The sequence below is a fragment of the Streptomyces sp. NPDC026062 genome (assembly GCF_055568375.1).
In genome coordinates, this window is the sequence record NZ_JBVHOQ010000036.1 from 42,334 (window position 1) to 65,696 (window position 23,363).

22 protein-coding genes and 1 pseudogene are annotated in these 23,363 nt (G+C 70.9%); 10 read left to right on the plus strand and 13 right to left on the minus strand.

What is annotated here, in order from left to right; all coding sequences use genetic code 11:
• Positions 1-100 precede the first annotated feature (100 nt).
• From ACZ4LX_RS28295 to ACZ4LX_RS28305, 3 genes are read right to left on the minus strand one after another with little or no spacing between them, the layout of a single operon-like run.
• Positions 101-1,138 carry a 2Fe-2S iron-sulfur cluster-binding protein gene (locus tag ACZ4LX_RS28295; protein WP_467649772.1) on the minus strand — a complete coding sequence of 346 codons (1,038 nt, stop codon included), beginning with the start codon at positions 1,136-1,138 and terminating at the stop codon, positions 101-103.
• Positions 1,135-2,832 (minus strand): FAD-binding protein, encoded by a 1,698-nt coding sequence (locus ACZ4LX_RS28300; RefSeq protein ID WP_467649773.1) that lies wholly within the window; start codon positions 2,830-2,832, stop codon positions 1,135-1,137. The genes ACZ4LX_RS28295 and ACZ4LX_RS28300 overlap by 4 nt, the downstream gene beginning before the upstream one ends.
• Positions 2,829-3,698: an alpha/beta fold hydrolase gene (locus ACZ4LX_RS28305; protein ID WP_467649775.1), complete on the minus strand. Its 870-nt coding sequence runs from the start codon at positions 3,696-3,698 to the stop codon at positions 2,829-2,831. The genes ACZ4LX_RS28300 and ACZ4LX_RS28305 overlap by 4 nt, the downstream gene beginning before the upstream one ends.
• A gap of 317 nt (positions 3,699-4,015) precedes the next feature.
• Here ACZ4LX_RS28305 and ACZ4LX_RS28310 point away from each other — a divergent pair, with 317 nt between their 5' ends.
• A complete protein-coding gene (locus tag ACZ4LX_RS28310) occupies positions 4,016-4,579 on the plus strand; it encodes a flavin reductase family protein (RefSeq protein ID WP_467649776.1) in 564 nt (187 codons plus the stop codon).
• Positions 4,580-4,848: 269 nt separating this feature from the next.
• Here the strand turns inward: ACZ4LX_RS28310 and ACZ4LX_RS28315 are convergent, their stop codons facing one another.
• Positions 4,849-5,679 carry an IclR family transcriptional regulator gene (locus tag ACZ4LX_RS28315; RefSeq protein WP_467649809.1) on the minus strand — a complete coding sequence of 277 codons (831 nt, stop codon included), beginning with the start codon at positions 5,677-5,679 and terminating at the stop codon, positions 4,849-4,851.
• Positions 5,680-5,931: 252 nt separating this feature from the next.
• Here ACZ4LX_RS28315 and ACZ4LX_RS28320 point away from each other — a divergent pair, with 252 nt between their 5' ends.
• From ACZ4LX_RS28320 to ACZ4LX_RS28335, 4 genes are all read left to right on the plus strand, one after another.
• Positions 5,932-6,537 (plus strand): acyl-CoA-like ligand-binding transcription factor, encoded by a 606-nt coding sequence (locus ACZ4LX_RS28320; RefSeq protein ID WP_467649777.1) that lies wholly within the window; start codon positions 5,932-5,934, stop codon positions 6,535-6,537.
• Between the two features lie 188 nt (positions 6,538-6,725).
• Complete coding sequence (locus ACZ4LX_RS28325; protein ID WP_467649810.1) at positions 6,726-8,270, plus strand: MDR family MFS transporter; 1,545 nt, start codon at positions 6,726-6,728, stop codon at positions 8,268-8,270.
• Positions 8,271-8,558: 288 nt separating this feature from the next.
• Complete coding sequence (locus ACZ4LX_RS28330; RefSeq protein ID WP_467649811.1) at positions 8,559-10,724, plus strand: S9 family peptidase; 2,166 nt, start codon at positions 8,559-8,561, stop codon at positions 10,722-10,724.
• A 73-nt stretch (positions 10,725-10,797) separates the two neighbouring features.
• Positions 10,798-11,256: a Rieske (2Fe-2S) protein gene (locus tag ACZ4LX_RS28335; RefSeq protein WP_467649778.1), complete on the plus strand. Its 459-nt coding sequence runs from the start codon at positions 10,798-10,800 to the stop codon at positions 11,254-11,256.
• A gap of 44 nt (positions 11,257-11,300) precedes the next feature.
• Here ACZ4LX_RS28335 and ACZ4LX_RS28340 read toward each other — a convergent pair whose 3' ends face one another.
• A complete protein-coding gene (locus ACZ4LX_RS28340; RefSeq protein WP_467649779.1) occupies positions 11,301-11,951 on the minus strand; it encodes a cysteine hydrolase family protein in 651 nt (216 codons plus the stop codon).
• Positions 11,952-12,063: 112 nt separating this feature from the next.
• On the opposite strand from ACZ4LX_RS28340, the gene ACZ4LX_RS28345 reads away from it, so the two are divergent.
• Positions 12,064-12,558 (plus strand): pyridoxamine 5'-phosphate oxidase family protein, encoded by a 495-nt coding sequence (locus ACZ4LX_RS28345; RefSeq protein ID WP_467649780.1) that lies wholly within the window; start codon positions 12,064-12,066, stop codon positions 12,556-12,558.
• Positions 12,559-12,579: 21 nt separating this feature from the next.
• Here the strand turns inward: ACZ4LX_RS28345 and ACZ4LX_RS28350 are convergent, their stop codons facing one another.
• Positions 12,580-13,500, minus strand: a complete 921-nt coding sequence (locus tag ACZ4LX_RS28350; RefSeq protein WP_467649781.1) for a LysR family transcriptional regulator — start codon at positions 13,498-13,500, stop codon at positions 12,580-12,582.
• Positions 13,501-13,945: 445 nt separating this feature from the next.
• On the opposite strand from ACZ4LX_RS28350, the gene ACZ4LX_RS28355 reads away from it, so the two are divergent.
• Positions 13,946-14,953: a DMT family transporter gene (locus ACZ4LX_RS28355; protein WP_467649812.1), complete on the plus strand. Its 1,008-nt coding sequence runs from the start codon at positions 13,946-13,948 to the stop codon at positions 14,951-14,953.
• Here the strand turns inward: ACZ4LX_RS28355 and ACZ4LX_RS28360 are convergent.
• Positions 14,874-16,205, minus strand: coding sequence for an aminotransferase class I/II-fold pyridoxal phosphate-dependent enzyme (locus ACZ4LX_RS28360; protein WP_467649782.1), 1,332 nt, complete (start codon positions 16,203-16,205; stop codon positions 14,874-14,876). The two genes, ACZ4LX_RS28355 and ACZ4LX_RS28360, sit on opposite strands and share 80 nt — an antisense overlap.
• A 35-nt stretch (positions 16,206-16,240) precedes the next feature.
• Between ACZ4LX_RS28360 and ACZ4LX_RS28365 the strand changes: the two are divergent.
• Positions 16,241-16,966, plus strand: a pseudogene (locus ACZ4LX_RS28365) (pyridoxamine 5'-phosphate oxidase family protein); the annotation flags it as partial.
• A 101-nt stretch (positions 16,967-17,067) separates the two neighbouring features.
• On the opposite strand, the gene ACZ4LX_RS28370 reads toward ACZ4LX_RS28365, so the two are convergent.
• The 3 genes from ACZ4LX_RS28370 to ACZ4LX_RS28380 form a co-directional block, all read right to left on the minus strand.
• On the minus strand, positions 17,068-18,024 hold the full coding sequence (locus ACZ4LX_RS28370) for a DMT family transporter (protein ID WP_467649783.1): 957 nt from the start codon (positions 18,022-18,024) through the stop codon (positions 17,068-17,070).
• 158 nt (positions 18,025-18,182) lie between these two features.
• Positions 18,183-19,187 (minus strand): EamA family transporter, encoded by a 1,005-nt coding sequence (locus ACZ4LX_RS28375; RefSeq protein WP_467649784.1) that lies wholly within the window; start codon positions 19,185-19,187, stop codon positions 18,183-18,185.
• Positions 19,188-19,466: 279 nt separating this feature from the next.
• Entirely contained in the window at positions 19,467-20,000 is a 534-nt protein-coding gene (locus ACZ4LX_RS28380) for a peptidase (RefSeq protein ID WP_467649785.1), read from the minus strand.
• Positions 20,001-20,242: 242 nt separating this feature from the next.
• Here ACZ4LX_RS28380 and ACZ4LX_RS28385 point away from each other — a divergent pair, with 242 nt between their 5' ends.
• Together ACZ4LX_RS28385 and ACZ4LX_RS28390 are read left to right on the plus strand one after the other, a co-directional pair.
• Entirely contained in the window at positions 20,243-20,437 is a 195-nt protein-coding gene (locus tag ACZ4LX_RS28385; protein ID WP_467649786.1) for a hypothetical protein, read from the plus strand.
• Between the two features lie 78 nt (positions 20,438-20,515).
• On the plus strand, positions 20,516-20,947 hold the full coding sequence (locus tag ACZ4LX_RS28390) for a type II toxin-antitoxin system Rv0910 family toxin (protein WP_467649787.1): 432 nt from the start codon (positions 20,516-20,518) through the stop codon (positions 20,945-20,947).
• A gap of 104 nt (positions 20,948-21,051) precedes the next feature.
• Here ACZ4LX_RS28390 and ACZ4LX_RS28395 read toward each other — a convergent pair whose 3' ends face one another.
• The 3 genes from ACZ4LX_RS28395 to ACZ4LX_RS28405 form a co-directional block, all read right to left on the minus strand.
• Entirely contained in the window at positions 21,052-21,684 is a 633-nt protein-coding gene (locus tag ACZ4LX_RS28395) for a PadR family transcriptional regulator (protein WP_467649788.1), read from the minus strand.
• 202 nt (positions 21,685-21,886) lie between these two features.
• The gene (locus tag ACZ4LX_RS28400; RefSeq protein ID WP_467649789.1) at positions 21,887-22,342 is read right to left on the minus strand and encodes a hypothetical protein; all 456 of its coding nucleotides are present in this window, start codon (positions 22,340-22,342) and stop codon (positions 21,887-21,889) included.
• A 237-nt stretch (positions 22,343-22,579) separates the two neighbouring features.
• A complete protein-coding gene (locus tag ACZ4LX_RS28405; protein WP_467649790.1) occupies positions 22,580-23,167 on the minus strand; it encodes a TetR/AcrR family transcriptional regulator in 588 nt (195 codons plus the stop codon).
• Between the last annotated feature and the right edge of the window lie 196 nt (positions 23,168-23,363).

Genomic DNA, 23,363 nt, shown 5'->3' on the forward strand with positions numbered 1-23,363 from the left:
TATTGCCGGATCCGACGATCGCGGCGGTCGCCTTGGTCACGGTTCGAACCTCATCCGGGTCGAGTGGGAACGGAGAACGGGAAGGGGCGGGGAGGGCGGCTCAGCCGTCGTAGGTGGCCTTCAACCGGTCGCTGAGCGGGCGCGCCTGGCAGGCGAGGATCAGGCCGTCGGCGAGGTCGGCGGCGTCGAGGACCTCGTTGCGCTCCATGACCACGTCGCCCTCGGTGAGTACGCAGGCGCAGGCGCTGCAACTGCCCTCGCGGCAGGAGTACGGCGCGTCCAGTCCGGCGGCCAGCAGGACGTCGAGCAACGGGGTGTCGCGGGGCCAGCCGACGGTGTGGCGCACCCCGTCCAGCTCCACCTCGGCCGTGCTGACGGGCCCTGCGGTGTCCGTCTCCCGTGCCGGGCCGCGTGCGGCGAACGGGTCGCCGGTCAGTGAGGTGAAGCGCTCGACCGTGATCCGGTCCGGTGGTACGCCCAGCTCCGTGAGCGCGCCGGCCGCCAGGTCCATGAAGGGGCCCGGCCCGCAGACGAAGGCGGGCCGCCCGGCGTAGGGGCGGGCGAGGGCGCGCAGGCCGGATGCGGTGGGCCGGCCCTGGACGGACTCCAGCCAGTGCAGGACGGTGAGCCGGTCTCCGAACTCAACCGCCAGGGAGGCGAGTTCAGCACGGAAGATGACGGACTGCTCGTCGCGGTTGGCGTACAGGAGGGTGACCGCGCCGGTCCCCGCGTGCAGGGCGGTGACGAGGATCGACATGACCGGGGTGATGCCGCTGCCCGCGGCGCACAGCAGGAAGTCGCCGTCGAGCGAGTCCGGGGTGAAGGTACCGGCGGGCCGCAGCACCTCCAGGGTGTCGCCCTCGGTGACGTGGTCGCAGATCCAGTGGGAGGCGTACCCCCCGGCCGTGCGCTTGACGGTCACCTTCAGGTGCTCGTCGCGCGCCGGAGAGCTGCACAGCGAGTAGCAGCGGGCGGCTCCGCCGGGGCGCTCGGAGGGCACCCGGACGGTGAGGAACTGGCCGGGCCTGTAGGTGAACCGGGCCCGGTCCCCGTCCGCCGGCTCCAGGACGAGCGAGTGCGCGTCGGCCGTCTCCCGGATCACCTTGACGACCCGTACGGTCAGCGGCGTCCCGCTCATGGGGTGGCTCCGGCGGAGGCGGCCCCCGTCCGGGCGGCCTCGGCCGCGTGCCGGGCCGCGACGTAGCCGAACACGATGGACGGGCCGATGGTGGCGCCCGGTCCCGCGTACTCGTTGCCCATCACGGCCGCGGAGGTGTTGCCGGTGGCGTACAGCCCTGCGATGACCGAGCCGTCCTCGCGCAGGACCTGGCTGTGCTCGTCGCAGACCAGGCCGCCCTTGGTGCCGAGGTCGCCGACCTCGATGCGGATGGCGTAGTAGGGGGCCTTGTCGAGCTCGTCGAGGTTGGGGTTCTTCATCGTCGGGTCGCCGTAGTAGCGGTCGTAGGCGCTGTCGCCCCGCCCGAAGTCGGTGTCCCTGCCGGTCCGCGCGAAGCCGTTGAACCGCTCCACGGTCGCGATGAGCGTGTCCGCCGGGACGCCGATGCTCCGGGCGAGTTCGGCGACGGTGTTCGCGCGGTGCACGGTGCCGTTCTCGTAGAACGCCTTGGGGAACGGCATCCCGGGCAGGATCTGGGCGAACGGGTAGCGGGCGCGGGCCTTGCCGTCCATGACGAACCAGGCGGTGGTGTGCCCGCCCTCGATCTGGTCGTGGACGAAGTTGACGTACGGGGAGGACTCGTTGGTGAACCTTCTGCCGTCGGCGGAGACGATCACCGACGGGGGGATGCACCGCTCGGAGACCAGCGGGATGGTGGCGCCGGAGGGGTGGTGCACGGACGGCATCCACCAGGCGTCGTCCATGAAGTCCAGTGCGGCGCCGAGTTCCCGGCCCGCGAGGATTCCGTCGCCGACGTTCTCGACGGCTCCGGCGCTGTGGTTGTCGCGGCCGCCCTCGGGCAGGTACTGCTCGCGCATCTCCTGGTTGTGGTCGAACCCGCCGGTGGCGAGGAGCACGCCGTGGCGGGCGCCGATCCGGACGGACCTGCCGTCCTTCCGCACGACGATGCCGGTGACCTTGCCGTTCGTGTCGGTGACGAGTCCGGTCATCGGGCTGCGCAGCCGGACGGGGACGCCCGCGTCCTTCAGCGCCATCCGCATCCGCGCCACCAGTGCCCGTCCACCGGTGGCCATGTGGCGTCGGCGGACCATGTTGGACGAGACGCGCCAGGCCGCGATCACGGAGGCCCAGCGTCCGCGCCAGGTCCGCTTGACCATGGCGAGGTTCCGGTAGTCCTTGGCGGTGATCCAGAGCCCGAGGGGGCCCTTGAGACTGTTGCGCCGCTGGTGCTTCTCGTCCGCGCCGAGCTTGCGGGTGTCGAAGGGCAGCGCCTCGATCGACCGGCCGAGCGGGCGGCCCCCGTCGTACTCGGGGTGGTAGTCGGCGTAGCCCTTGACCCAGAAGAACCGCATCCAGCGGCTCTTCTCCAGCAGCTCCATCGCGGCGGGGCCCTGGTCGACGAAGGCGTCGAGCCGGGCAGCGGGTACGCGGTTCTCGGTGAGCAGGTCGAGATAGCGTCGTACGGACTCGCGGCTGTCGTCATGTCCCTTGGCGCGCAGGGTGGGGTTGTTGGGGACCCAGATGCCGCCCCCGGAGATGCCGGTCGTGCCCCCGTACATCGCTCCCTTCTCGACCACGACGGTGCTCATCCCGCTGTCGGCCGCGGTCAGGGCGGCGGCCATGCCGCCTCCCCCGCTGCCGACGACGACGAAGTCGAACTCCTCGTCCCAGGCGTCCTGGGCCGCGGCGCTCACGCCGCGTCCTTCCGGGTGAGGAAGGCGAGAACCGCGCTCTCCCAGGCGGCCTTCTGTTCGATCATCACCCAGTGCCCGCAGTCCGGGAAGACGTGCAGTTCGGCGTCGGGGATGGTGCGCATCGGCAGGATCGACATATCGACCGGGCTGACCCGGTCGTCGCGGCCCCAGGTGAGCAGGGTCTTCGCGCGGAGCCGGTGGAGCATCGCCCAGTACGGTGCCTCGTCGGACGCGGCAGCCGCGGCGGCACCGGCGGCGAACGCCTCGCTGCCGTACATCCGGCGGGCACTGGCGAGTGTCTGCGGATCGGTGGCCTGGGCCCACCGCTCCTCGATGAGCTCCTCGGTCACCAGGGACCGGTCGTAGACCATGGAGTTCAGCCAGCGGATCAGTCCCTCGCGGGAGGGGGCGTCGGTGAACTCGGTGAGCAGCTTGATGCCTTCACCGGGCCCGGGGCTGAACAGGTTCCGGCCGATGCCGCCGATCGTGACGAGGCGGCGCACCCGGTCGGGGTGGGCGAGTGCGAACCTGGTGCCGACGATGCCGCCCATCGAGTTGCCGATGATGTCGACCTGCTGGAGCCCGAGCCCGTCCAGGAACCGGGTGACGGACGAGGCGGCCGTCGCCATGGGGTGGCCGTCGGTGGGGTCGCTGACCCCGAACCCGGGGAACTCCAGGACCAGGCAGCGGAAGTGTTCGGCGAACGTGGCCAGGTTGTGCCGGTAGTTGCGCCAGCCGGTGACCCCGGGTCCGGATCCGTGCAGCATCAGCAGGGGCGGGCCCTCACCGGCCTCGTGATAGCGCAGCACGCCTTGATCGGTGGCGATTTCACGCAGTGTGGAGTCGTGGCTCAGCGCCGTCATCATCCCTGCCTCGGTTGACCTCGGTGTCCGGTGGACCTGACGGCCCGGCGGCCGGCCCGCGGGGGTGTTCCCCGGGCGGCCGTGGGTGCCGTGTGATCGGTTCCTGGACGGTAGCCACGGGCCGCCGGGCCACGTGGCGGACGTCTCGGTCAGCGGGATGCGTACGTCCGCCGGGGTGCGGGCGGTCCGCGGGCGGCCACGGCAGGGGACCGTTCCACTCATCGGGAACGGCCCCCCGGCGCTCCGGGCCGCTGTCCTACTTTCGGCCCCCTGCCCGGTCCCGGGCACACCACCGCACCGTCCCCGTCGAGGTGAACCCGATGACCGCAGAGTCCCTGTCCGCGCTTGAGGCATGCGAGGAGACCGAGCCGACCCCCGCGCGGATGCGGCGCACCATGGGGACGTTCGCGTCCGGGGTCACGGTGGTGACGGGTACCGGCCCGGACGGCGTTCCCGTGGGTTTCGCGTGCCAGTCGTTCGCCTCGGTGTCGCTCGAACCGCCCCTGGTCCTGTTCTGCGCCGACCACCGGGGACGGGCGTGGCCGCGGATCAGAGAGGCGGGAAGGTTCGCCGTGAACATCCTGGCCGAGGAACAGACGGATCTGTGCGGCCGGTTCGGATCGGGCAAGGGCCGCAAGTTCGAGGGGCTGGACTGGGAGATCTCCCGCTGGGGAACGCCGTCGCTGCCGGGCGTCCTGACCCGGGTGCACGCCGAGGTCCACGACGTGCACAGCGCGGGCGACCACGATGTGGTGGTGGGCCGGGTCCTCGCCCTGGAGACCGTGACCGACCGGCAGCCGATGCTCTTCTTCCGGGGCGGCTTCGGCGTCGGAAGCCCGGCGGCGCCTCCCGGCGCGTGGGGCTGGGGCGACCACTGGGGGTGAGGCCGGCGGGCCCCGTTCGTATACAGGGGCCCTCGGTCCGTCCCGGCCGGCCACCGGCCGCCGTGCTTCGACCCGCTCTGCTGCCGACCGCCGACCGACCGCATCCCGGCGGCCCGCCGCGATCGCCGCACCGCCACGCGATCAGCCACTCGTCACCGCACCGCCACGCGATCAGCCACCGGTCGCCGCAGCCCGGCCCACAATCTGCCGCCGGTCGCCGCAGCCCGGCCGCGGCGAACAGACGAGCCGGTCCCACGACCCCGCCCGCTCTACTGCCAGTCGCCGTACTGCCCCGCGGCGAGCAGACGGTCCATGGTCTGAGGGGACCATGTCTCCTCGGGTGCGACGGCTGCCCGGCGAGCCGCTCTGACCGGCGCCTCCGGCTCGGGGAACAGCTCGCGCGACACCTGCCGCGCCGCGTCCACGACCAGCGGCGCCACCTTCTCCAGCGGGGACCAGGCATCCCCCACCAGGGAGATCGCGGCCACCGGCCCCTCGGGCCCACGCACGGCGGCGGCGACGCAGGCGATGTCCGGGAAGCATTCACCACGCTCGAAGGCCAGGCCGTGACGGCGCCGGATGCGGTTGAGTTCCTGGTGCAGCGTGCCGAGGTCGGCGATGGTGCGCCGTGTCAGGCGGCCGATGGATTCGGCGGCCCTGGCCTCGACGTCCTCCGGTTCGAGCCAGGCCAGCATGGCCTTGCCGAGCGCGGTCGAGTGTGCGGGGGCCCGGCCGCCGACGCGGGAGGGAACGGCTGCGGCGAAGCGGCCGCCGACCTTGTCGAGGTAGTGCACCTCCGCCCCGTCCAGGACGGCCAGATGGACGACCAGGCCGGTCTTGATCTGCAGATGGTGCAGCCTGGCAGCGGCGGCCTCACGGATCCTGCTGTGCGCGCCGTCCCCGCCGCCGAGGCCGAGGGCGCGACGGCCGAGTCCGTAGCCGAGGCCTGTGTGTTCGAGCCAGCGCAGCCGTACCAGCTGGTCGAGTATCCGGTGCGCCGTCGACCTGGGCAACTGGGTGGAGCGGGCCACTTCCTCCAGCGAGAGCCGGGCCGTCCGGCCCTCGAAGACGTCCATGATCAGCGTCACGCGTTCGACCATCGACGGCGGCAGCTCTCGACGAACCGGCGCATGCACGTGGGGAGCATCTTGGACAGCCGTCATGGGTGCCTCCAGTCACAGACTGAAATGAATTCTTGTTTTCCGGAATGTAACAGCGCGCCCCGAGCCCAGTGAAGAGATGCGCACCGTCTCTTTTGACCGCACACGTCACCGGCGGGCCGGTGCGCCGCCCCCGGCCCGTGCCGGGATAGAATTTTGCCCAGGGTGCAAAATTGCATAGCATGCATCTTCATGAGTGCCGACGACACCGCCCTCGGGCTGCGTGAACGCAAGAAGCGCGCCACGCGCGACGCCCTTGCCGACGTGGCGCTGCGCATGGCCGCGGACCAGGGGATCGAGAACGTGACCGTGGAAGCGGTCACCGACGCGGTCGGCGTCTCAGTGCGTACGTTCTTCAACTACTTCCCGTGCCTCGACGACGCGATCACCCGCCCCGGTCTCGAAAGTGCCGAACGGACCTGTCGGGCCGTGCTGAACGCCCCGGAACACCTCACGGCCCTCGAAGCTCTCAGCGAGGCGCTGGCCCAGGAACTCGCCCAGATCGAGGAGGACCACGAACGCTGGGAGCTCCAGATGGCGGTGCTCAGGACGAGCCCCTCACTGCTCCCTCGGTTCCTGACCGCCCAGGGCGCCGACGAACGTGCCCTGGTGGCCGCCCTGGCCGAGCGTCTGGGACGGGACCCCGAGACCGATCTCCAGCCCCGGCTGCTGGCGCACGTGGCGATCGCCGCCGTGCGCGCCACCGTCGAGGTCTGGGTGGCCTCCGGCCGTACCCGTACGTTCCAGAGCCTCTACCGTGAGGCGTTCGCCTCGCTCGCCACCGGATTGAAGACCTGAAGCCCGCGGGCCTTCACCCCTCGCCGGAGAACGGCGCACCCCAGAACCGCTCTTCACCGAGCCCGTCCCCGCAGACCCGCTCTGCCCAGAACCAGTCACCAGAGAATGAGGAACGTCAGCCGATGACCGCTGTCGTCACATCCGAAACCGGTACCGCCGGTGCACCACCCGAGGGGGCCGCGTCCGGTATGACGCGCCGCCAGATACTCCAGGCCATGTCGGGCCTGATGGCCGGGATGTTCGTGGCCATCCTGGCCTCCACCGTGGTCTCCAACGCCCTGCCCAGGATCATCGCCGATCTGAACGGCAGCCAGTCCTCGTACACCTGGGTCGTCACGGCCGAACTCCTCGCCATGACGGCGACCGTCCCGATCTGGGGCAAGCTGTCCGACCTCTACGACAAGAAGCTGCTCATCCAGCTCTCCCTGTCGATGTTCGTCGTCGGCTCGCTCGTCGCCGGCTTCTCGCACAGCGTCGGGCTGCTCATCGTGAGCCGCGTCGTGCAGGGCATCGGCGCGGGTGGTCTCACCGCACTCGCCCAGGTCGTCATGGCTGCGATCATCCCTCCGCGTGAACTCGGCCGCTACTCCGGCATCTTCGGTGCCGTGTTCGCCGTCGGCACCGTCGCGGGCCCGCTCATCGGCGGCGTACTCGTCGACACCTCCTGGCTCGGCTGGCGCTGGTGCTTCTTCATCGGCGTGCCGTTCGCGCTGCTCGCCATCGTGCTGCTCCAGCTGACCCTGAAACTGCCCGTGGTCCGCCGGGAAGTGAAGATCGACTATCTCGGCGCCGTCCTCATCATGAGCGGCGTCAGCGCCCTGCTGCTCTGGGTGACCCTGGCGGGCAACCAGTTCGACTGGGCGTCGTGGCAGACCGCCGCCCTGGTCAGCGCGGGCGTGGTCCTGCTGGGCACCGCGGTCCTGGTCGAATCCAGGGTCAAGGAACCGATCATCCCGCTGGACATCTTCCGCAACCGCACCGTGGCGCTGACGACGGTCGCGAGCATGCTGGTCGGCGTGGCCATGTTCGGCGGCACCGTGTTCCTCTCGCAGTACTTCCAGATCTCGCTCGGCAAGACGCCCACCATCGCGGGCCTGATGAGCCTGCCGATGATCATCGGTCTGATGGTCTCCACGACCGTCGCGGGGCAGATCATCTCCTCCCGGGGCAAGTGGAAGGGGTTCCTGATCGCGGGCGGCATCATCATGACCGCGGGCATGGGCCTGCTGTCCACGATCGGCGCCGACTCCTCGTTCGTCGTGCTCAGCCTGTACATGGTCGTGCTCGGCGTCGGCGTCGGCATGCTGATGCAGAACCTGGTACTGGCCGCCCAGAACGACGTACCCGCGGCGGAGCTCGGTGCCGCGACCTCGGTGCTCTCGTTCTTCCGCAGCCTCGGTGGGGCGATCGGGACGAGTGCACTGGGTGCCGTTCTCGGTCACCGGGTGGCCTCGGAGATGGAGAAGGGCTTCGGCGGGGCGGCGGACAACGGGGGCGCCGGGCACGGCGTTCCCGACCTCAGCACCCTTCCCGAACCGGCCCGGCAGGTGGTCGAGAACGCGTACGGTGTCGCCACCGCTGATGTCTTCCTGATCGGTGCCCCCTTCGCCTTCCTCGCCCTGATCGCGGTAATCTTCATCAAGGAGAAGCCGCTCAAGACACAGAGCGGCATGGAACGGCTCGCGGAGGAGAGCGCAGCGGCGGAGAAATCAGCCGGCGCCCTGACGCACTGATCGCCTAACATCCGTCACAGGAGCCCCGTACCGCACGCACCCGCGTGTGGTACGGGGCTCCTGTGCGTTCCGTGACCACCGCGCCCCGCTTCCCTCCGCCCGGAACGGATCCGTTTCACCACACAGAAGGGACCGGTTTCACCACCCGGAACGGGCCGCTTTCACCACTTGGAAGAGATCGGTTCCACCACGCGGAGCAGATCCGTCTGACTTCCGCGTCACCAACGAAAGGAACAGGAACAGGTGTCCACTCCCACCGCCCCGTCCTCCCCCTCCTCCGACGGAGACATGTCCACCAGCGCGGCAGCCACCGCCGCGGAGCGCTTCCCCGTCCAGTTCGCCCGCACCCGGCGCTTCTCGCTGGGCGTGCCCCGGCAGTTCACCGTCTCCCCCGACGGCGATCGGGTGCTGTTCGTCCGGAGCACATCGGGGACGGACCCCGTGAGCAGGCTCTGGCTGTACGAGAACGGTGCGGAGCGGCTGCTGGCCGATCCCCTGGGGCCCGGCTTCGCGGACGACGCCCCGGGCGAGGTGCCGCCCGAGGAACTGGCCCGACGCGAGCGGGCCCGGGTGACCTCGTCCGGAGTGGTGTCCTACGCCACCGACACCGCCGCTCGGCTGGTCGTCTTCGCGCTCCAGGGTGTCCTGTGGGTGCTCCGCACCGACGGCGGCACCCCGCGCCGGATCGCCACGGCCGGACCGGTCGTCGATCCGCGCCCCTGTCCCGACGGCTCAGTGATCGCGTACGTCTCCGGGGGCGCCCTGCGGGCCGTACGCGCCGACGGGACCGACGACCGGCCGCTCGCCGAACCTGAAGGCGAGCACATCACGTACGGTCTGTCCGACTACGTCTCGCAGGAGTCGATCGGGCGCTCGCGCGGCTACTGGTGGTCCCCGAGGGGCGATGCGCTCCTGGTCGCCCGGGTGGACACGGCCGGGGTCCGGCGCCGGTACATCGCCGACCCCTCGGACCCGGAGCGGCCGCCCCGCGTGATGGCGTACCCGGCCGCCGGCACGGCGAACGCGAACGTGTCGGCGCACATCGTGCGGCTGTCCGGCGAACGGACCGACATCCGTCTGCCCGGGGAAGCCGACGAAGGACATCCCGAAGGCGTGTGGACGGACCGGGCGTTCGAGTACGTCGTGGCGGCGGACTGGGACCACCGCGGACCGCTCGTCTCCGTACAGACGCGGGACCAGCGGTCGGTCCATGTCCTGGAGGTGGACGAGGCCTCGGGCGCGAGCCGTACCGCCCACCGGACCCACGACCCCGCCTGGGTCGCCCTGCGTCCGGGCACACCACTGCGTCTCCCCTCCGGAGCACTCGTCGTGCCCGCGCGGCCCGGCGGGGACACTCAGGGGCTGGACATCGGCGGCGTCACGACGCCCCCGGGCCTGGAGGTCCGCGAGGTGACCGGCACGGCGGACGGGCGGGTGTACTTCACGGCGGGCGACGAGCCGACCGAGATCCATGTCTGGTCGTACTCCTCCTCCACCGCCTCCTCCCCCGACGCCCCAGACGGGCGGCTCGTACAGGTCAGCAGCCGACCCGGCGTGCACACCGCAGCGGTCGGCGGTCCGACGGTGGTCCTCGACAGCCGGACGCCGGACGGTCACACGGTGACGGTGCTGCGCGACGGCGCTCCGGCGGGCAGCATCGCGGTGCTGGCCGAACAACCGTCGGTCACCCCGCGGCCGCTGTCCCTGAGCCTGGGCGAGCGGGAACTGCGCAGCCGCCTCTATCTGCCCTCCTGGCACCGGCCGGGCGACGGTCCGCTGCCGGTACTGCTCAGCCCGTACGCCGGCCATGGCATGCAGATCGTCCTGAAGGTGCGGGCCTGGTGGGTCGCGGTCGCCCAGTGGTTCGCCGAGCAGGGTTTCGCGGTGCTGGTCACCGACGGACGAGGCACCCCGGGGCGTGGTGAGGCGTGGGAGAAGTCGGTGCACGGCGACCGCCTCACGGTCGTCCTGGAGGACCAGATCGACGCCTTGCACGCGGCCGTCGCCCGTCACCCGGAGCTCGACCTGACCCGGGTGGCGATGCGTGGCTGGTCCTTCAGCGGCTATCTGGCGGCGGCGGCCGTCCTGCGGCACCCGGAGGTCTTCCACGCGGCGGTGGCGGGAGCGGCCCCCGCCGACCGGCGGCTCTACGACACCCATTGGGAGGAACGCTTCCTCGGACACCCGGACGTGCAGCCCGGGAACTACACCCGCAATTCGCTCCTGGACGAGGCAGCGGCGCTGACCCGGCCGCTCATGCTCGTGCACGGTCTTGCCGATGACAACGTGGCCGTGGCACACACACTGCGGCTCTCCGCAGCACTGCTCGCCGCGGGCAGGCCGCACACGGTTCTGCCGTTGTCGGGCTCCGGCCACCTGGTCGGCCAGGAGCGGACCGCGAGCGGTCTGTTGCTGCTGGAGCGGGACTTCCTGCGGAAGTCCCTGGGGCGTTGAACACAGATCACCGGCTACGCGTATCTCCGGACGAAGCGTCGGAGCCGGGAACACCGCGGAAGGAATCACCAGCATGAGCGCATCGCAGGACCACGAGACCCACGTCGGGCGGCGGACCGTCTTCACGGCGGCCGGTGCCGTCTCCGTGGCCACCGTACTGACCGCGTGCGGCGGCTCGACGGAGGCGGCGGCCGGTTCCGGTTCCGTCAAGCAGGCCGACGACGGTGGGGACGGCGGAGCAGGCCCGGCGCTCGCGAAGACCACCGACATCCCTGAGGGCGGCGGCATGATCTTCGCCGAACAGGGGGTCGTGGTGACGCAGCCCGCGGCAGGTGAGTTCAAGGCGTTCTCGTCCAAGTGCACCCACATGGGGTGCGCGGTGTCGAGCGTCTCCGACGGCACCATCAACTGCCCCTGTCACGGGAGCAAGTTCGACGTGGCGACGGGTGCCGTCACCACAGGTCCGGCCACCACGCCGCTGCCCGCCGCCCAGATCACGGTCGAGGGCGACTCGATCAGCCTGGCGTCCTGAGGGACAGCCCTTGACGGGCCTTTCCGCCGCCCCGGGCCGCCTCTTCATCCCCTCGTCCCGCTCCTCCCGCTCAGCCAGCTGCCGAGCAGGGCGTCGGTGGTGGTCACGGTGGCGACGAGAGCCAGGGTGTTGCGGATCATCGCGGGGGTGTAATCGGCGGGCACCCCCGCGATGGCATCGGCCGGGACCACCGCGGTGTAGCCGAGGTTCACCGCGTCGAAGACCGCGTTGGGAATCGCCACATTCGCCGAAACGCCGGTGACGACCAGAGTGCGACAGCCCAGGTTACGGAGCAGGGCGTCCACGTCCGTACCCGCTATCGGCGACAGCCCATGGAGCCTGCGGACGACAAGATCCTCGTCCGCCACCTCGATGGGCTCGGCGATCCGCACCGCCGTGGTACCGGAATGCTGCTGTACGGGAAGCCGCCCCGCGGCACGGAAGAGACGGGCGTTGCTGTTGGCGCCGCGGCCGTCCGGGCGGCGTTCGGCCACCGCGTGCAGCACCTGGACGCCCGACTCGTGGGCGGCGGAGACAAGGCGTGCGACGTTGTGGAGGGCTCCGGAGGACCTGGCCTCCTTCGCCAGTTCGGGCAGCGCGCTGCCGGGTCCCACCACTCCCTGCTGGCACTCCACCGTCAGCAGGACGGTGGTGGCCGGATCGGTCTGCTCGGCCAGCTGTTCCCTGGGCGGCACGGCTGCCCCTCTCGGTGACGGATCGGCCGCGCGAGGCTAACCTCCATTGCGCGATGAAGGAAGAGGCCTCATGATTTCTGACACATAGTCAGCTATGCGGAAGGAGCCTTCCATGACCGTCAGCCAGCGGCGGGGACGCCGGGTCATGATGACGGACGAGGAGCGGGACGCCTACCTCGCAGGACAGCGCACCTGCCGGGTCGCCACCGTCGGCACGGACGGCCGCCCGCACGTCGGCGCGCTCTGGTTCTGCTGGGACGGGACGTCGCTGTGGCTCTACTCCATCACCCGGAGCCTGCGCTGGTCGCAGCTGAGCCACGACCCGCGGATCTCGGTGGTTGTCGACGACGGGGTGGAGTACGGAGAACTGCGCGGCATCGAGCTCTCGGGCGAGGCCGTCTTCGTCGGCGAGGCGCCGCGCACCGGGGAGACCTGTCCCGAACTCACCGTTCCCGAGAAGCTGTTCGCCGCCAAGTACTTCGACATGGAGACGATGCCGCACGATGGCCGGCACGCCTGGATGCGACTCACGCCCGACGCCGTCGCATCCTGGGACTTCAGTAAAATGGCCGGGCCGGCCAGTCCGGCCGGCCCCACCGGAGCATGATCGGCCGGGTCACCCCGGCGGCTACGCGTCCGCCAACGGATCGTCCAGCTCCCGCCCCGCCTCCCGGAGCGCCGCGACCGCCGCCCTGATCGAGGGACGGCGGTCCGCGTCCGCCCGCCACACCGCGTGCACGCGCCGTCGCATCTTCTGCCGCACCGGCACCAGCCGCACCCCGTCGGGCACGGGCCCCCGGCCCAGCCGGGGCGCAACGCAGACACCCATTCCCGCGGCGATCAGGGCGAGTTGGGTGTGGTGCTCACCGGCAAGATGGGCGATCCGCGGCTCGATCCCCTTGGAGCGGAGGGTGAACACCAGCCATTCGTAACAGAATTCCCCCTCGGGCCAGGACACCCAGTCGTCGTCGGCGAAGTCCTCCAGGTCGACCTTGTCCCGATCCGCGAGCGGATGGCCGGCGGGCATGGCGATGTCAGGTGTGTCGTCCAGTAGTTGGGCGCGGGCGAGGCCGCCCGGGACGGGCAGCCGCTTATTGCTCCAGTCCAGCACCACGGCAAGATCGATGTCAGCCCTCAGCACCGCCCGCAGCCCGTCCTCGGGCTCCAGCTCCCTTGTGTGCAAACGGAGTTCGGGGTGTTCGATGCGCAGGGAGAGGAGCGCCGCCGGGAAGAGGCCGCGGGCGGCGGTGGGAAACGCGCTCAACCGGATCTCGCCCACCACCTCGCCCCGCTGGGCCTCGATGTCGGACTGGGCGAGTTCGACCTGCGAGAGGATCCGGGCCGCGTGGTCGGCGAGCAGTTGCCCGGCGTCGGTGAGCCGGATCCCGCGGCCGTTCCTGGCCAGGAGCTGCTGACCCACTTCCCGCTCCAGCTTCGCCATCTGCTGGGAGACTGCGGACGTGGTGACATGCAGCCCCTCGGCGGCGCCGCTGACCGAACCCAGCCGGGCCAGGGCATCCAGGGTACGCAAGCGCTCCAGATTCAACATGTAAGCAATGCTACGCAGACATCGCAACAAATTCTCACTTGTGCTACGAGATCGTCTTCGTCATCGTTGCCTCATGAGCGCACCACCTGCGCCGGGTGTCCCGGCCGCCGAGACCGCCCCCGCACGGCGGACCGAGCAGATATCCACAGCCGGCGCACCCCGGGGAACCGAGCGGACCGCCCCTGCGCCCCGCCTCGCCTCTCCGGCCGATCCCGCTTCGACGGCCTCTCCGGCTGCTCGCACCTCGCCAACCACGCCCCCCTTTCCCACTACTTCCCCCTCTCCAGCCGGTCCGGCTTCGACGGTCTCTCCGGCCGGTCCGGCTCCGACGGCCGATCGCACAGCTCCAGCCGATCGCACCCCTCCAGCTACTCCCGCCGCGCCCACCCCGCCGGCCGTACAGGCCGATCCCGCCGAACCTGCCGGCCTCTCCGTCCGTCCAGCGCTGGACTGGCGGCTGCGCTTCGCGGCGCTCTCGCTCATATGGGGATTCAGCTTCCTCCTCATCAAGGTCGGGACCGGCGGCTACGCACCGTTCCAGGTCACTCTCGGGCGCCTGTTGTCGGGTACCGCCGTCCTGGCCGTCGCCATGGCGGTCAAGCGGGAACGGCTGCCGCGAACCGCCCGCACCTGGGGCCATCTGGCCGTCGCCGCCTTCCTCCTCAACGCCCTGCCGTTCTCCCTGTTCGCCTATGCGGAACTGACCATCCCGTCGACCTTGGCCGGCATCTGCAACGCGACCTCACCCCTGTGGGGCATGGCACTGTCACTTGTCGCACTGTCCGAGGACCGCCCCACCCGCCGCCGCGTCGCCGGACTCGGGCTCGGCTTCCTCGGCGTACTCACGGTGCTGGGCGCCTGGCAGGGCTTCTCCGGTCCGGACTTCAGCGGTACGGCGATGGCACTCCTGGCCTCCCTCAGCTATCCGGTCGGCTGGATCTACGTCCGCCGCACGCTGGCGGGCGCCGGCTCCTCCGCCCTCTCCCTCACCGGCAGCCAGCTCTTCCTCGGTACGGCGCAGCTCGCCCTGGTAACCCCACTGTTCACCTCGCCCCCCACCGGATTCCCTCTGTGGCCCACCCTGGCCGTCGTCGCCCTGGGGGCCCTGGGTACCGGCCTCGCCGTGCTGCTCCAGTACGGCCTGGTCACCGAGGTCGGGCCGACAACCGCACAGATGGTCACCTACTTCATCCCGGTGATCGCCACCGCCGCCGGAGTCGCCGTACTCGGCGAGCAGCTGAGCTGGAACACTCCGGTCGGCGCTCTCGTCGTCCTGGCGGGTGCCGCGCTGACCCGCAGCGGGCCCCGCGCCGCCGCCCCGGCCACCCAGCCGGGGCAGATGCCCGGACCACGTCGCCGGAAGTCGCCCTGGCTCAGCCGAAACTCAACGGGTTCGCGGGCCCGGCCGCTGCCGCCACCGCGTCCGCGAGCGGCCCGATGTCGGCGTCGGTGAGCGGCGACACGGTCAGCCGGATCCCCTGAGGCGCGGATATCCGGAAGCGGGCTCCGGGCGCCACCGCCCAGCCTGCGTGGAGCAGGCGCGCCACGGCCCCCGTCTCGTCCATCACCGGAACCCACACGTTCATCCCGCTGCGCCCGTGCGCTTCGACGCCCCGGTCCTCCAACGCCCGGACAAGTGCCTCCCGCCGGCGGGCGTACGCGCGGGCCACCTCATGCGTGTCGACCGCGCCCGTGGTCCACAGATGAACCACCGCCCATTGCAGCAGACGGCTGACCCAGCCCGGCCCCAGCCGCTGCCTGCCCGAGACCCGGTCGGCGGTGACCGCGTCCCCGGTCAGCACGGCGACCCGCAGGTCCGGCCCGTACCCCTTGGCCACGGACCGCACGAACGCCCAGCGGTCCGTGGCGCCGGCCAGTGGGTGCAGCGGCAGGTCGACAATCGCGTGCCCGTGGTCGTCCTCGATGAGCAGCACTCCCCGGTGCCCCGCGAGGACCGCCCGCAGTTCGACCGCGCGCCCGGCCCCGATCGCGGCTCCGGTCGGATTCTGCGCACGGTCGGTGATGACGACGGCCCGCGCACCCGCCCCGAGGGCGGCGTCGAGGGCATCCGGCAGGGGCCCGTCGTCGTCGACAGGAACAGGTACGGGGCGCATGCCCAGCGCCGGGACCAGATCCAGCAGACCACCCCAGCCCGGATCCTCGACCGCGACCGCGTCACCGGGTCTGAGATGGGCGGTCAACACCCTTTCGATCGCGTCCAGCGAGCCGGAGGCGGCGATCACCGGCCCGGCCGGAACGCCGTCCGCGTCGAACCCGGCGCGCGCCAGCGCGGCGAACTCCGGGTCCACGGGCGCTTGGGCGTACATCCCCGGCGCCCGTGCGTACCTCTCGGTGGCTGCGGCGAAGGCTTCACCCAGCGCGGGCAGCAGCGCCGGGTCCGGGTTGCCGTCGCCCAGATCCCGCACGCCGGGTGGCGCTTCCACCCGAACCGACCCGCGCGCGGTGCTCGCCGGTCGCGGTCTGACCCTGCTGCCTCTGCGCCCGGCGGTCTCGATCACGCCCCGCTCCCGCAGCGTGCGGTAGGCAGCCGCCACCGTATTGGGATTCACCTCCAGCTGACTCGCCAACTCCCGCATGGGAGGCAGCACCTGACCGGGCGCCAGCTCACCCGAGCCGACCGCCCGCTCCACACTGGCGGCAATTTCCGATGCACGCCGCCCACTGATCCGATACTCTCCTAGCACAAACAACACTATGCACTAGTGCAATGGAGAGCGCAATGCCGGAGACCGAACCCCAGCAGACCACGGCCCCGGGCCCCGCAACCACGACCCCCGCCCCAGCCGCGCCCGCGCCCGCAGCCACGACCGCTTACGAACCGACAGGACGCACGGTCCCGACCCGCTCCCGCGAACGGGCCTCGTACGACCGGGAACAGGTCCACTCGATACTCGACGAGGGGTACATCTGCCACCTCGGCTTCGTACGGGACGGCGCACCCGTCGTCCTCCCCACGCTCTTCGGCCGCGTCGGCGAGCGGCTCTACGTCCACGGCTCGACCGGATCCCGTCCGCTGCGGGCGGCGGACGGGAGTGAAGGGGGACTGCCCGTGTGTCTGACAGTGACGCATGTCGACGGGCTGGTGCTGGCGCGATCCGCCTTCCACCACTCGCTCAACTACCGGTCCGTGGTCGTTCACGGCGTGGCGCGGACGGTGACCGACCTCGAGGAACGGCGCCTGGCTCTCGACGCGATCGTGGAGCAGGTCGTACCCGGGCGGTCCACGGACTCCCGGCCCGCGGACGAGAAGGAGCTGGCGGCAACGGCCGTGATCCGGCTGGACCTTCGGGAGGTCTCCGCCAAGATCCGCACCGGCGGGCCGAACGACGACGAACGCGACCTCGCGCTCCCCCACTGGGCGGGCGTCGTCCCCCTGACCCCCGGCCACGGCACGCCGGTCCCGGCGGACGACCTCGATGCTTCGATCACCGTCCCGGAGTATCTGAAGGGCTCTGAAGCCGCCCGAGGACAGCGGAGCGGTGCGACACTCCGCCGCCCGAGGACAGCGGGGCCGTGCGACAGCACCGCCCCGCCCGTCCCTGCCGGTCACACGGGAACGACCGCCTCCCGGCGGGCGTTGGCGGCGCCGCGCGTCTCGGCGACAGCCAGCCCCACCACCGCCGTGAGCAGCAACAGCGTTCCGGCGACCGTGGCAGGCGTGAGGTGCTCACGGAGGACGACGACAGCGATGACCGCCGCGCTGACCGGTTCGAGCAGCATGATCACCGACACCGTGGCGGCCCGTACCACCGCTGCACCCGCGAAGTAGAGGGCGTAGGCGAGGGCGGTCGGGATCGCCGCGACGTACACGAGCAGCGTCACCACCTGCACAGGGTGGTCCGTACTCGGGACGAATCCCTCGCCTGCCGCCATCGGCAGCAGGACAGCCGCGGCAATGGCGAACGCCCAGGCGCTGGTGGCGAGCGGGTCGGCGCCGCCGCCGTCACGGCCGAGCCAGCGGGTGAGCAGGGTGATCGCGGCATAGCCGGCTGCGGAAAGCAGTGCCAGCCCGATTCCGGCAGGCCGCACCGTACCCGTATCGCCGCCCAGCACCAGTACAGCAAGACCGGTCAGCGCTCCGGCGACCGCGGCAAGTCCGCCGAGCCCGAGCCGCTCCCCCATCGTGACCCGGGCGCCGGCGGCGATGAGGACGGGCCCCGCGCCGAGGGTGACCACGGTGCCGACCGCGAGACCAGTGGCCTGGACGGCAGCGAAATACGCGGTCTGGAACACGGCGAGACCGATTCCGGTGCCGAGAATGCGCAGCAGCCGCCGGCGTCCGGACTCGGCCGCGGTGGACGCGCGGCCGGGCCGCAGCACGAGCGCGGCAAGCAGGAGCACGAGGCCGCCCGCACAACGCCAGAAGGACAGGGCGAGGGGGCCGAGATCGCTGGACTCGAAGACCAGGGAGGCGGCGGCACCGGCGGTGCCCCAGGCCACTCCGGCAATGATCAGATAGCACAGGCTCCGCCCGACGGACAGACCTGAAGCAGGGTTCGACACGTGACTTCTCCAGAGGAAGACAGGAAGGTGGTCGCTCAGCTCGGCACGCGGGCAGCGACGAGCCGCTCGGGGACTGCCCGAGCCCGGTCTTCGTCAGGTGTGGCCGACCGCGCTAGGCGGCAGGCGGCGGAAGTACGGTCAGATGCATGACGGTCACCCTAGAAGGCGGCACGTCCGGCAGGCAACTCCCCCTCGGCTGCCGTGCCCTCCCCGCCCGGCCCCGAAGCGATGGGCCCGGAGGGCGCCTTGGGCGTCGAGGACTGTGCGATGAAGGCACCGGTCAGCACGATCGCACCGCCGATGAGCTGCGGGGCGGCCAGATGTTCCCCGAGCAGCACCCACGCCAGCACGGTGGCGACAACAGCTTCCAGACAGGCCACGACGCCCGCGACCGCAGGCGACAGCAGCCGCACCGAAATGACCCCGGTCACGTACGCGATGACGGTGGCCAGGAGCACGATCCAGACGAGGAGCAGCCAGGCGGGCACTGCTGTGCCGTTCATGGCGGTGTCGCCGCGGAGCACCGACCAGTGCATGTTCCAGGGCCGTGCCACGACGGTGAGCAGGGCAGCCCCGGTCAGGAGGCCGTAGGCGATGACACCAACCGGGTGCGGGGGCTCGGCACCCTCGGCCGAGTCCGCGCTGCCCTGGTCGGAGAGGACGAAGTAGCCGACCTGGCAGCAGGCCGCACCGAGGGCGAGCAGCAGACCGACGGCGTCGAAACTCAGCCCGGACCACACCTCGACGACGCAGGCGAGTCCCCCCACCGCGAGCACGACCCCCACTGCGGCAGCCCGGGTCACGGGCCGGCGCTGGACGAAACGCACCCAGCCGAGGACGAGCGCCGGCGCCAGGTACTCGACGAGCAGCGCGACGCCGACCGGGATACGCGAGATCGCGGCGAAGTAGCAGGCCTGGACGCCGGCGACCGCCAGAAGTCCGAATCCGAGCAGAAGCACAGGACGGCTGCGGACGAGGTCCCGGTGGCGCCAGGCCACTGGCAGCATGACGAGCGCGGCACCGGCCACCCGGAGCCACACCACGTGGAGCGGGTCGAGCCCCGCCTCGATGAGCGGCTTGGCCGCCACTCCGGAACCGCCGAATGCGAAGGCCGAGGCGAGGGCGAGTCCCAGGCCGGCGCTTCTCCCCTGAGACGCGTGCATCGGCACATCATGGCAGCCGACGTCAGGAGCGTCACCCTCGTGACGCCTGACTCGGGTACCGCTCGGGTGACACCCCGATGTCATTGGCGCCCCAGGCACACAGCTGGACACCGGTCCACACAGCCCGCCTGCAGTCGCCCCCGGCATCACGGGCATCAGGGGGCATCGGGGGGCGGCAGGGCAGGGGGCGGCGACGCGCCTCTCGATCACCTGCTGGCCGCCCCGGGGGTCAAGCGCCGCGGTCTGCCCGACGGCACTGGCGATGCCGAGTCCGGCCGTTCACCCCTGGGAGGGCGCCTCCACGATCCGGTCTTCGAGCAGTGCCGCGTCGACGCCCGCCCGCTCCAGCACCTCGACGGCCCGGCATTCCCGGTCCGCGGCCAGCGCCACGAGAAGGTCACTGCCACCGGCCCGTTCCCGTCCGAGTGACCGCGCACGACGGTACGCACCCGCCATCGCGGACGCCGCGGAGGGCGACCAGCCCTCGGTGGCCGCCTCCGTCACCACCGGGAGTGCGCCCGAATCCTCGACCGCCCCCTGCCACCGGAGTCCGTACCCGATACTGCGCTGGACGAGGTAGCCGAGCACCTTGGCCAGCTGCGGTCCGCCGTCGAAGGCGTTGCGGACCTCGGGGTCGGACTCGATGAGGGAGTGCAGCAGATGAGCCGTGTCGATCTGCCGGTCGCCGTCCCGCAGGGCGCGCCTGCGCGCACCCGTGACCACGGCGGCCAGCTCCACAGTGAGTCTGGCGTCGAACTCAGCACGATGGCTCGGTGCGGGCTGCTGAGGGATCTGCGGCGTCCGGTTCTGCACCCTTCCACCCCATCAGCCGAACTGGGCCGCGGCATCCCCGGAGAGTCCCATTGCCGTATCCCACCCGAGTTGGGGACAGAGGAGCGAGGCCTCCTCCTTACGGATGAGATCGCGCCACACAGGAGAAAGGCTCCACCCGACGGCGCGCGCCGCATTGCCTCACGCCCCCGCAGCAACCGGAAGCATCCCCGCATACGTCCCACAGGCCGGAGCACTGTTACGGCGGGAGGAGGGAGCCGGAGGTGAGCTGGCTCGTCTCGCTGCCGGCACTCGATGGGCGCGACTACGTCTACCGGGTCCACGCACCGCCCGACGCCCTGCCCGCCGATCTCTTCTGGGCGGCGTTCCACTGCCACGACGACGGACCGCACCCCCGCGCCTGCGACCGATTCGACGAAGCACTGATCTGGCGGACCGGACCGGGGCAGCAGATCTGACACTTCATCAGTATTGAATGTTCTCGCCGCTGCGGCTACGTTCCGCGACACCGAAACCCGTCGAGAAGGGGTGGTCGCATGGCCGAAGTCAGTGCAGAGGCGCGCATCGAAGCACCGGCCGGGAAGGTCTGGGCCCAGCTGACCGACTTCAGCACGTACGGGGAGTGGAACGCCACCCACACCAGCTTCCCCAAGGGGGGGCCCGCCACGCTCGAACTCGCGGGCACCTACGAGGAGAACATGAAGCTCATGGGGTTCCCCGCCGAGGTGACCTGGACCGTCTCGGAGCTGGAGCAGGGCCGCCTGCTGACGACCTCGGGAAAGGGGCCCATGGGCGTCAATCTGAAGATGAGCTATGTGCTCACACCGGACGGGGACGCAACCACGGTCCGCATCGACGGCGAGTTCACCGGCGCGGCGGTCTCCCTGATGGCCGGCAAACTGAAGGACTCCGCCACCGCGGCACTCATCGAGTCCCTGCGCAAACTGGACGGACTGATCGTCGCCTGACGGCCCCGGAGCGGCCACCTCACACCGAACAGAACACCGAAGGGCTCCGCGACATTGCCGCGGAGCCCTTCGACCCACCTTCCCCGAACCGCTCCACCGTCGGCTCAGCCCTCGTCGGCGAGGATGAGGTAGAGCTTCTTCCGGGCGTCATTGATCACTGCCAACGCCTTCTCCCGCTGCTCGGCCGAGCCGGTCTTCCAGACCTGGCCGAACGCCTCCATCATCCCGAAACCGGCCTGCCGGACCTCGTTGAGGCTCTCCCAGTCGACGCCACGCCCGGCTTCCTCCCAGGGTGCGTCGGCGCCCGACTCCACCTCGGTCCGGCCTGCGTCGGTGAGGGTGAACAGCTTCTTGCCGCCCTCGCTCGCGCTGACGATCAAGCCCTCGTCCTCCAGCAGCTGAAGCGTCGGGTACACCGAGCCGGGACTGGGCCGCCAGGCCCCGCCGCTGCGCTCGCCGATCTCCTGAATCATTTCGTAGCCGTGCATCGGCCGGTCCTTCAGCAGTGCGAGGATCGACGCGCGCACGTCACCGCGGCGCGCCCTTCCCCGGCCGCCACCCCGACCGCGCCCGCCACCGAACGGGCCTCCCCCGAAGGGGCCGCCACCGAACGGCGGACCGAACTGCCCGAAGGCCGCCCGGCGCCCCTCGAAGTCGCCCCGCTCGCGCTGACCGGGCCCGCAGGGGCCGTGACTGTGACCGTGTCCATGTCCGTGCTCGTATCCATGTGAACGCATGACCGCACTCCTTCTCGTATTGATCTTTGATGCATCGCATACTGTCGCGATGCGTCAACGATATATCGGAACCTGTCGCATGACAAACCCCCTGTTCACGAGTGAGTGATGTCGTCCGTTGCCGGGCTACGTGACTGTCCCGTCCCCCGTCATCCTGACGCCGTCCCAGGTTTCATCCTGTCGCCGTCCCAGGTGAAGTTGTTCAGTTCGCTGTTCGCCCCGGGGCATGTGGCCGCTCGCGGCGTACACCGCTCTTCCGCCGGGTCGCCTTCGGCGGATTCTCGGTGGTCTCGATGAGTTCGCGGCCGCGGTGGCGGCGGCTGCGCAGACACCAGCAGGTGGCGCCGGAGAGGAAGTGGCCGAGTTCGGCGACGTGGGCGACAAGTCCCGGGGCTTCGGTGTTCGAGCCGGTGAACAGGACTTCGCTGCACCTCAGAAAGTTACTTTCGCCGGCGTCGGGTTCGGCCAGGACCCGGTCGACGGCGGCTTGCAGATCCAGGCCCACGGAGGAGGTGTACGGTCCGAGCCGGACGCGCACCACACGGCCGCTCGCGCGCAGGCTCTCGAAGAAACACAACGGCCCGGCACACATCCGGATCAGATGTCCGGCCAGCGGCAGCGCCCCCGGGGCCATCGGCACATCACGATGCCGGGCCATCCGCATCACCCCCGACGGAGACAACGTGGCCGCAATCGCACGTGTGCAGCCACTCAATCAACCCATCCCTGGGAGGACGGACCACCGCGGCCCTCGACCGAGCCGCAGGACTTGCTGAACGAGTGGATCGTCACGTGCGGCAAAACCGGTGCCGCACTTCGGCGGGACCCGGCTCCGGCTCTTCGATCACGCGGGAGCCGGGCGCCGCGGCCGGCACTTGAGGGCTGAGGGTTCGGGTCAGGGAGCGCCTGGACCGGCTCCCCGCAGGAAGAGGTCGACGACGTCCCGGGCCAGACGGTCGATGGCGGCCGGGGTGCAGTCCTCGTGCGGGGGATGGACGGTGGCCGCGAGCTCCATGAAGGCCGTGGCGAGGAACCCCGGATCACCTTCCCGCAGTTCGCCCGAGGCCACCGCTTGGGCCATCAGGTCGGTGACGGGCTGGATGAGACCGCGCACGTAGGCGTGGGAGACCTCGGCACGCTGGTCATCGTCGAGATGGCGGATCGCATAGTAGATCTGGTTGCTGAGCGCGGAGTTGTAGGTGCCCTGGGCATAGGAGGCGGCGAGGGCGAGGAGCTTGTCGCGCAGGGTGCCGGGGGTGGCGAGGGCGTTCCGGAGGAGGGCCGAGGCGTCCTTGGTGCAGTGGTCGGCCACCTCCATGAACAGAGCGGGCTTTCCGCCGGGGAAGTGGTGGTAAAGGCTGGCCTTTTTCACGTCGACGGCCTTGGCGATGTCGTCGAGGGAGACGCCGAGGTAGCCGTAGTCGGCGAGTCGGCGGGCGAACTCGTCGCGGGCACGGGCACGGGTATCGGTCTGGCGGGGCATCGGGTCACATTCCTGTATGGGTACGGCGGATCAGAGCGAGTTGGGCGGTTGCCCCCGCCATCAGGACGGCGAGGGCAACGAAAGCGCCCGGCGGCAGGTTCTGCTCGTTCCAGAGTCGGGGCGAGCAGGCCGCGCACGGCTTCCGGCTGCGGGGCGAACCGGGTGACGCCGGCCGCATGGACGATGCAGCCGCCGA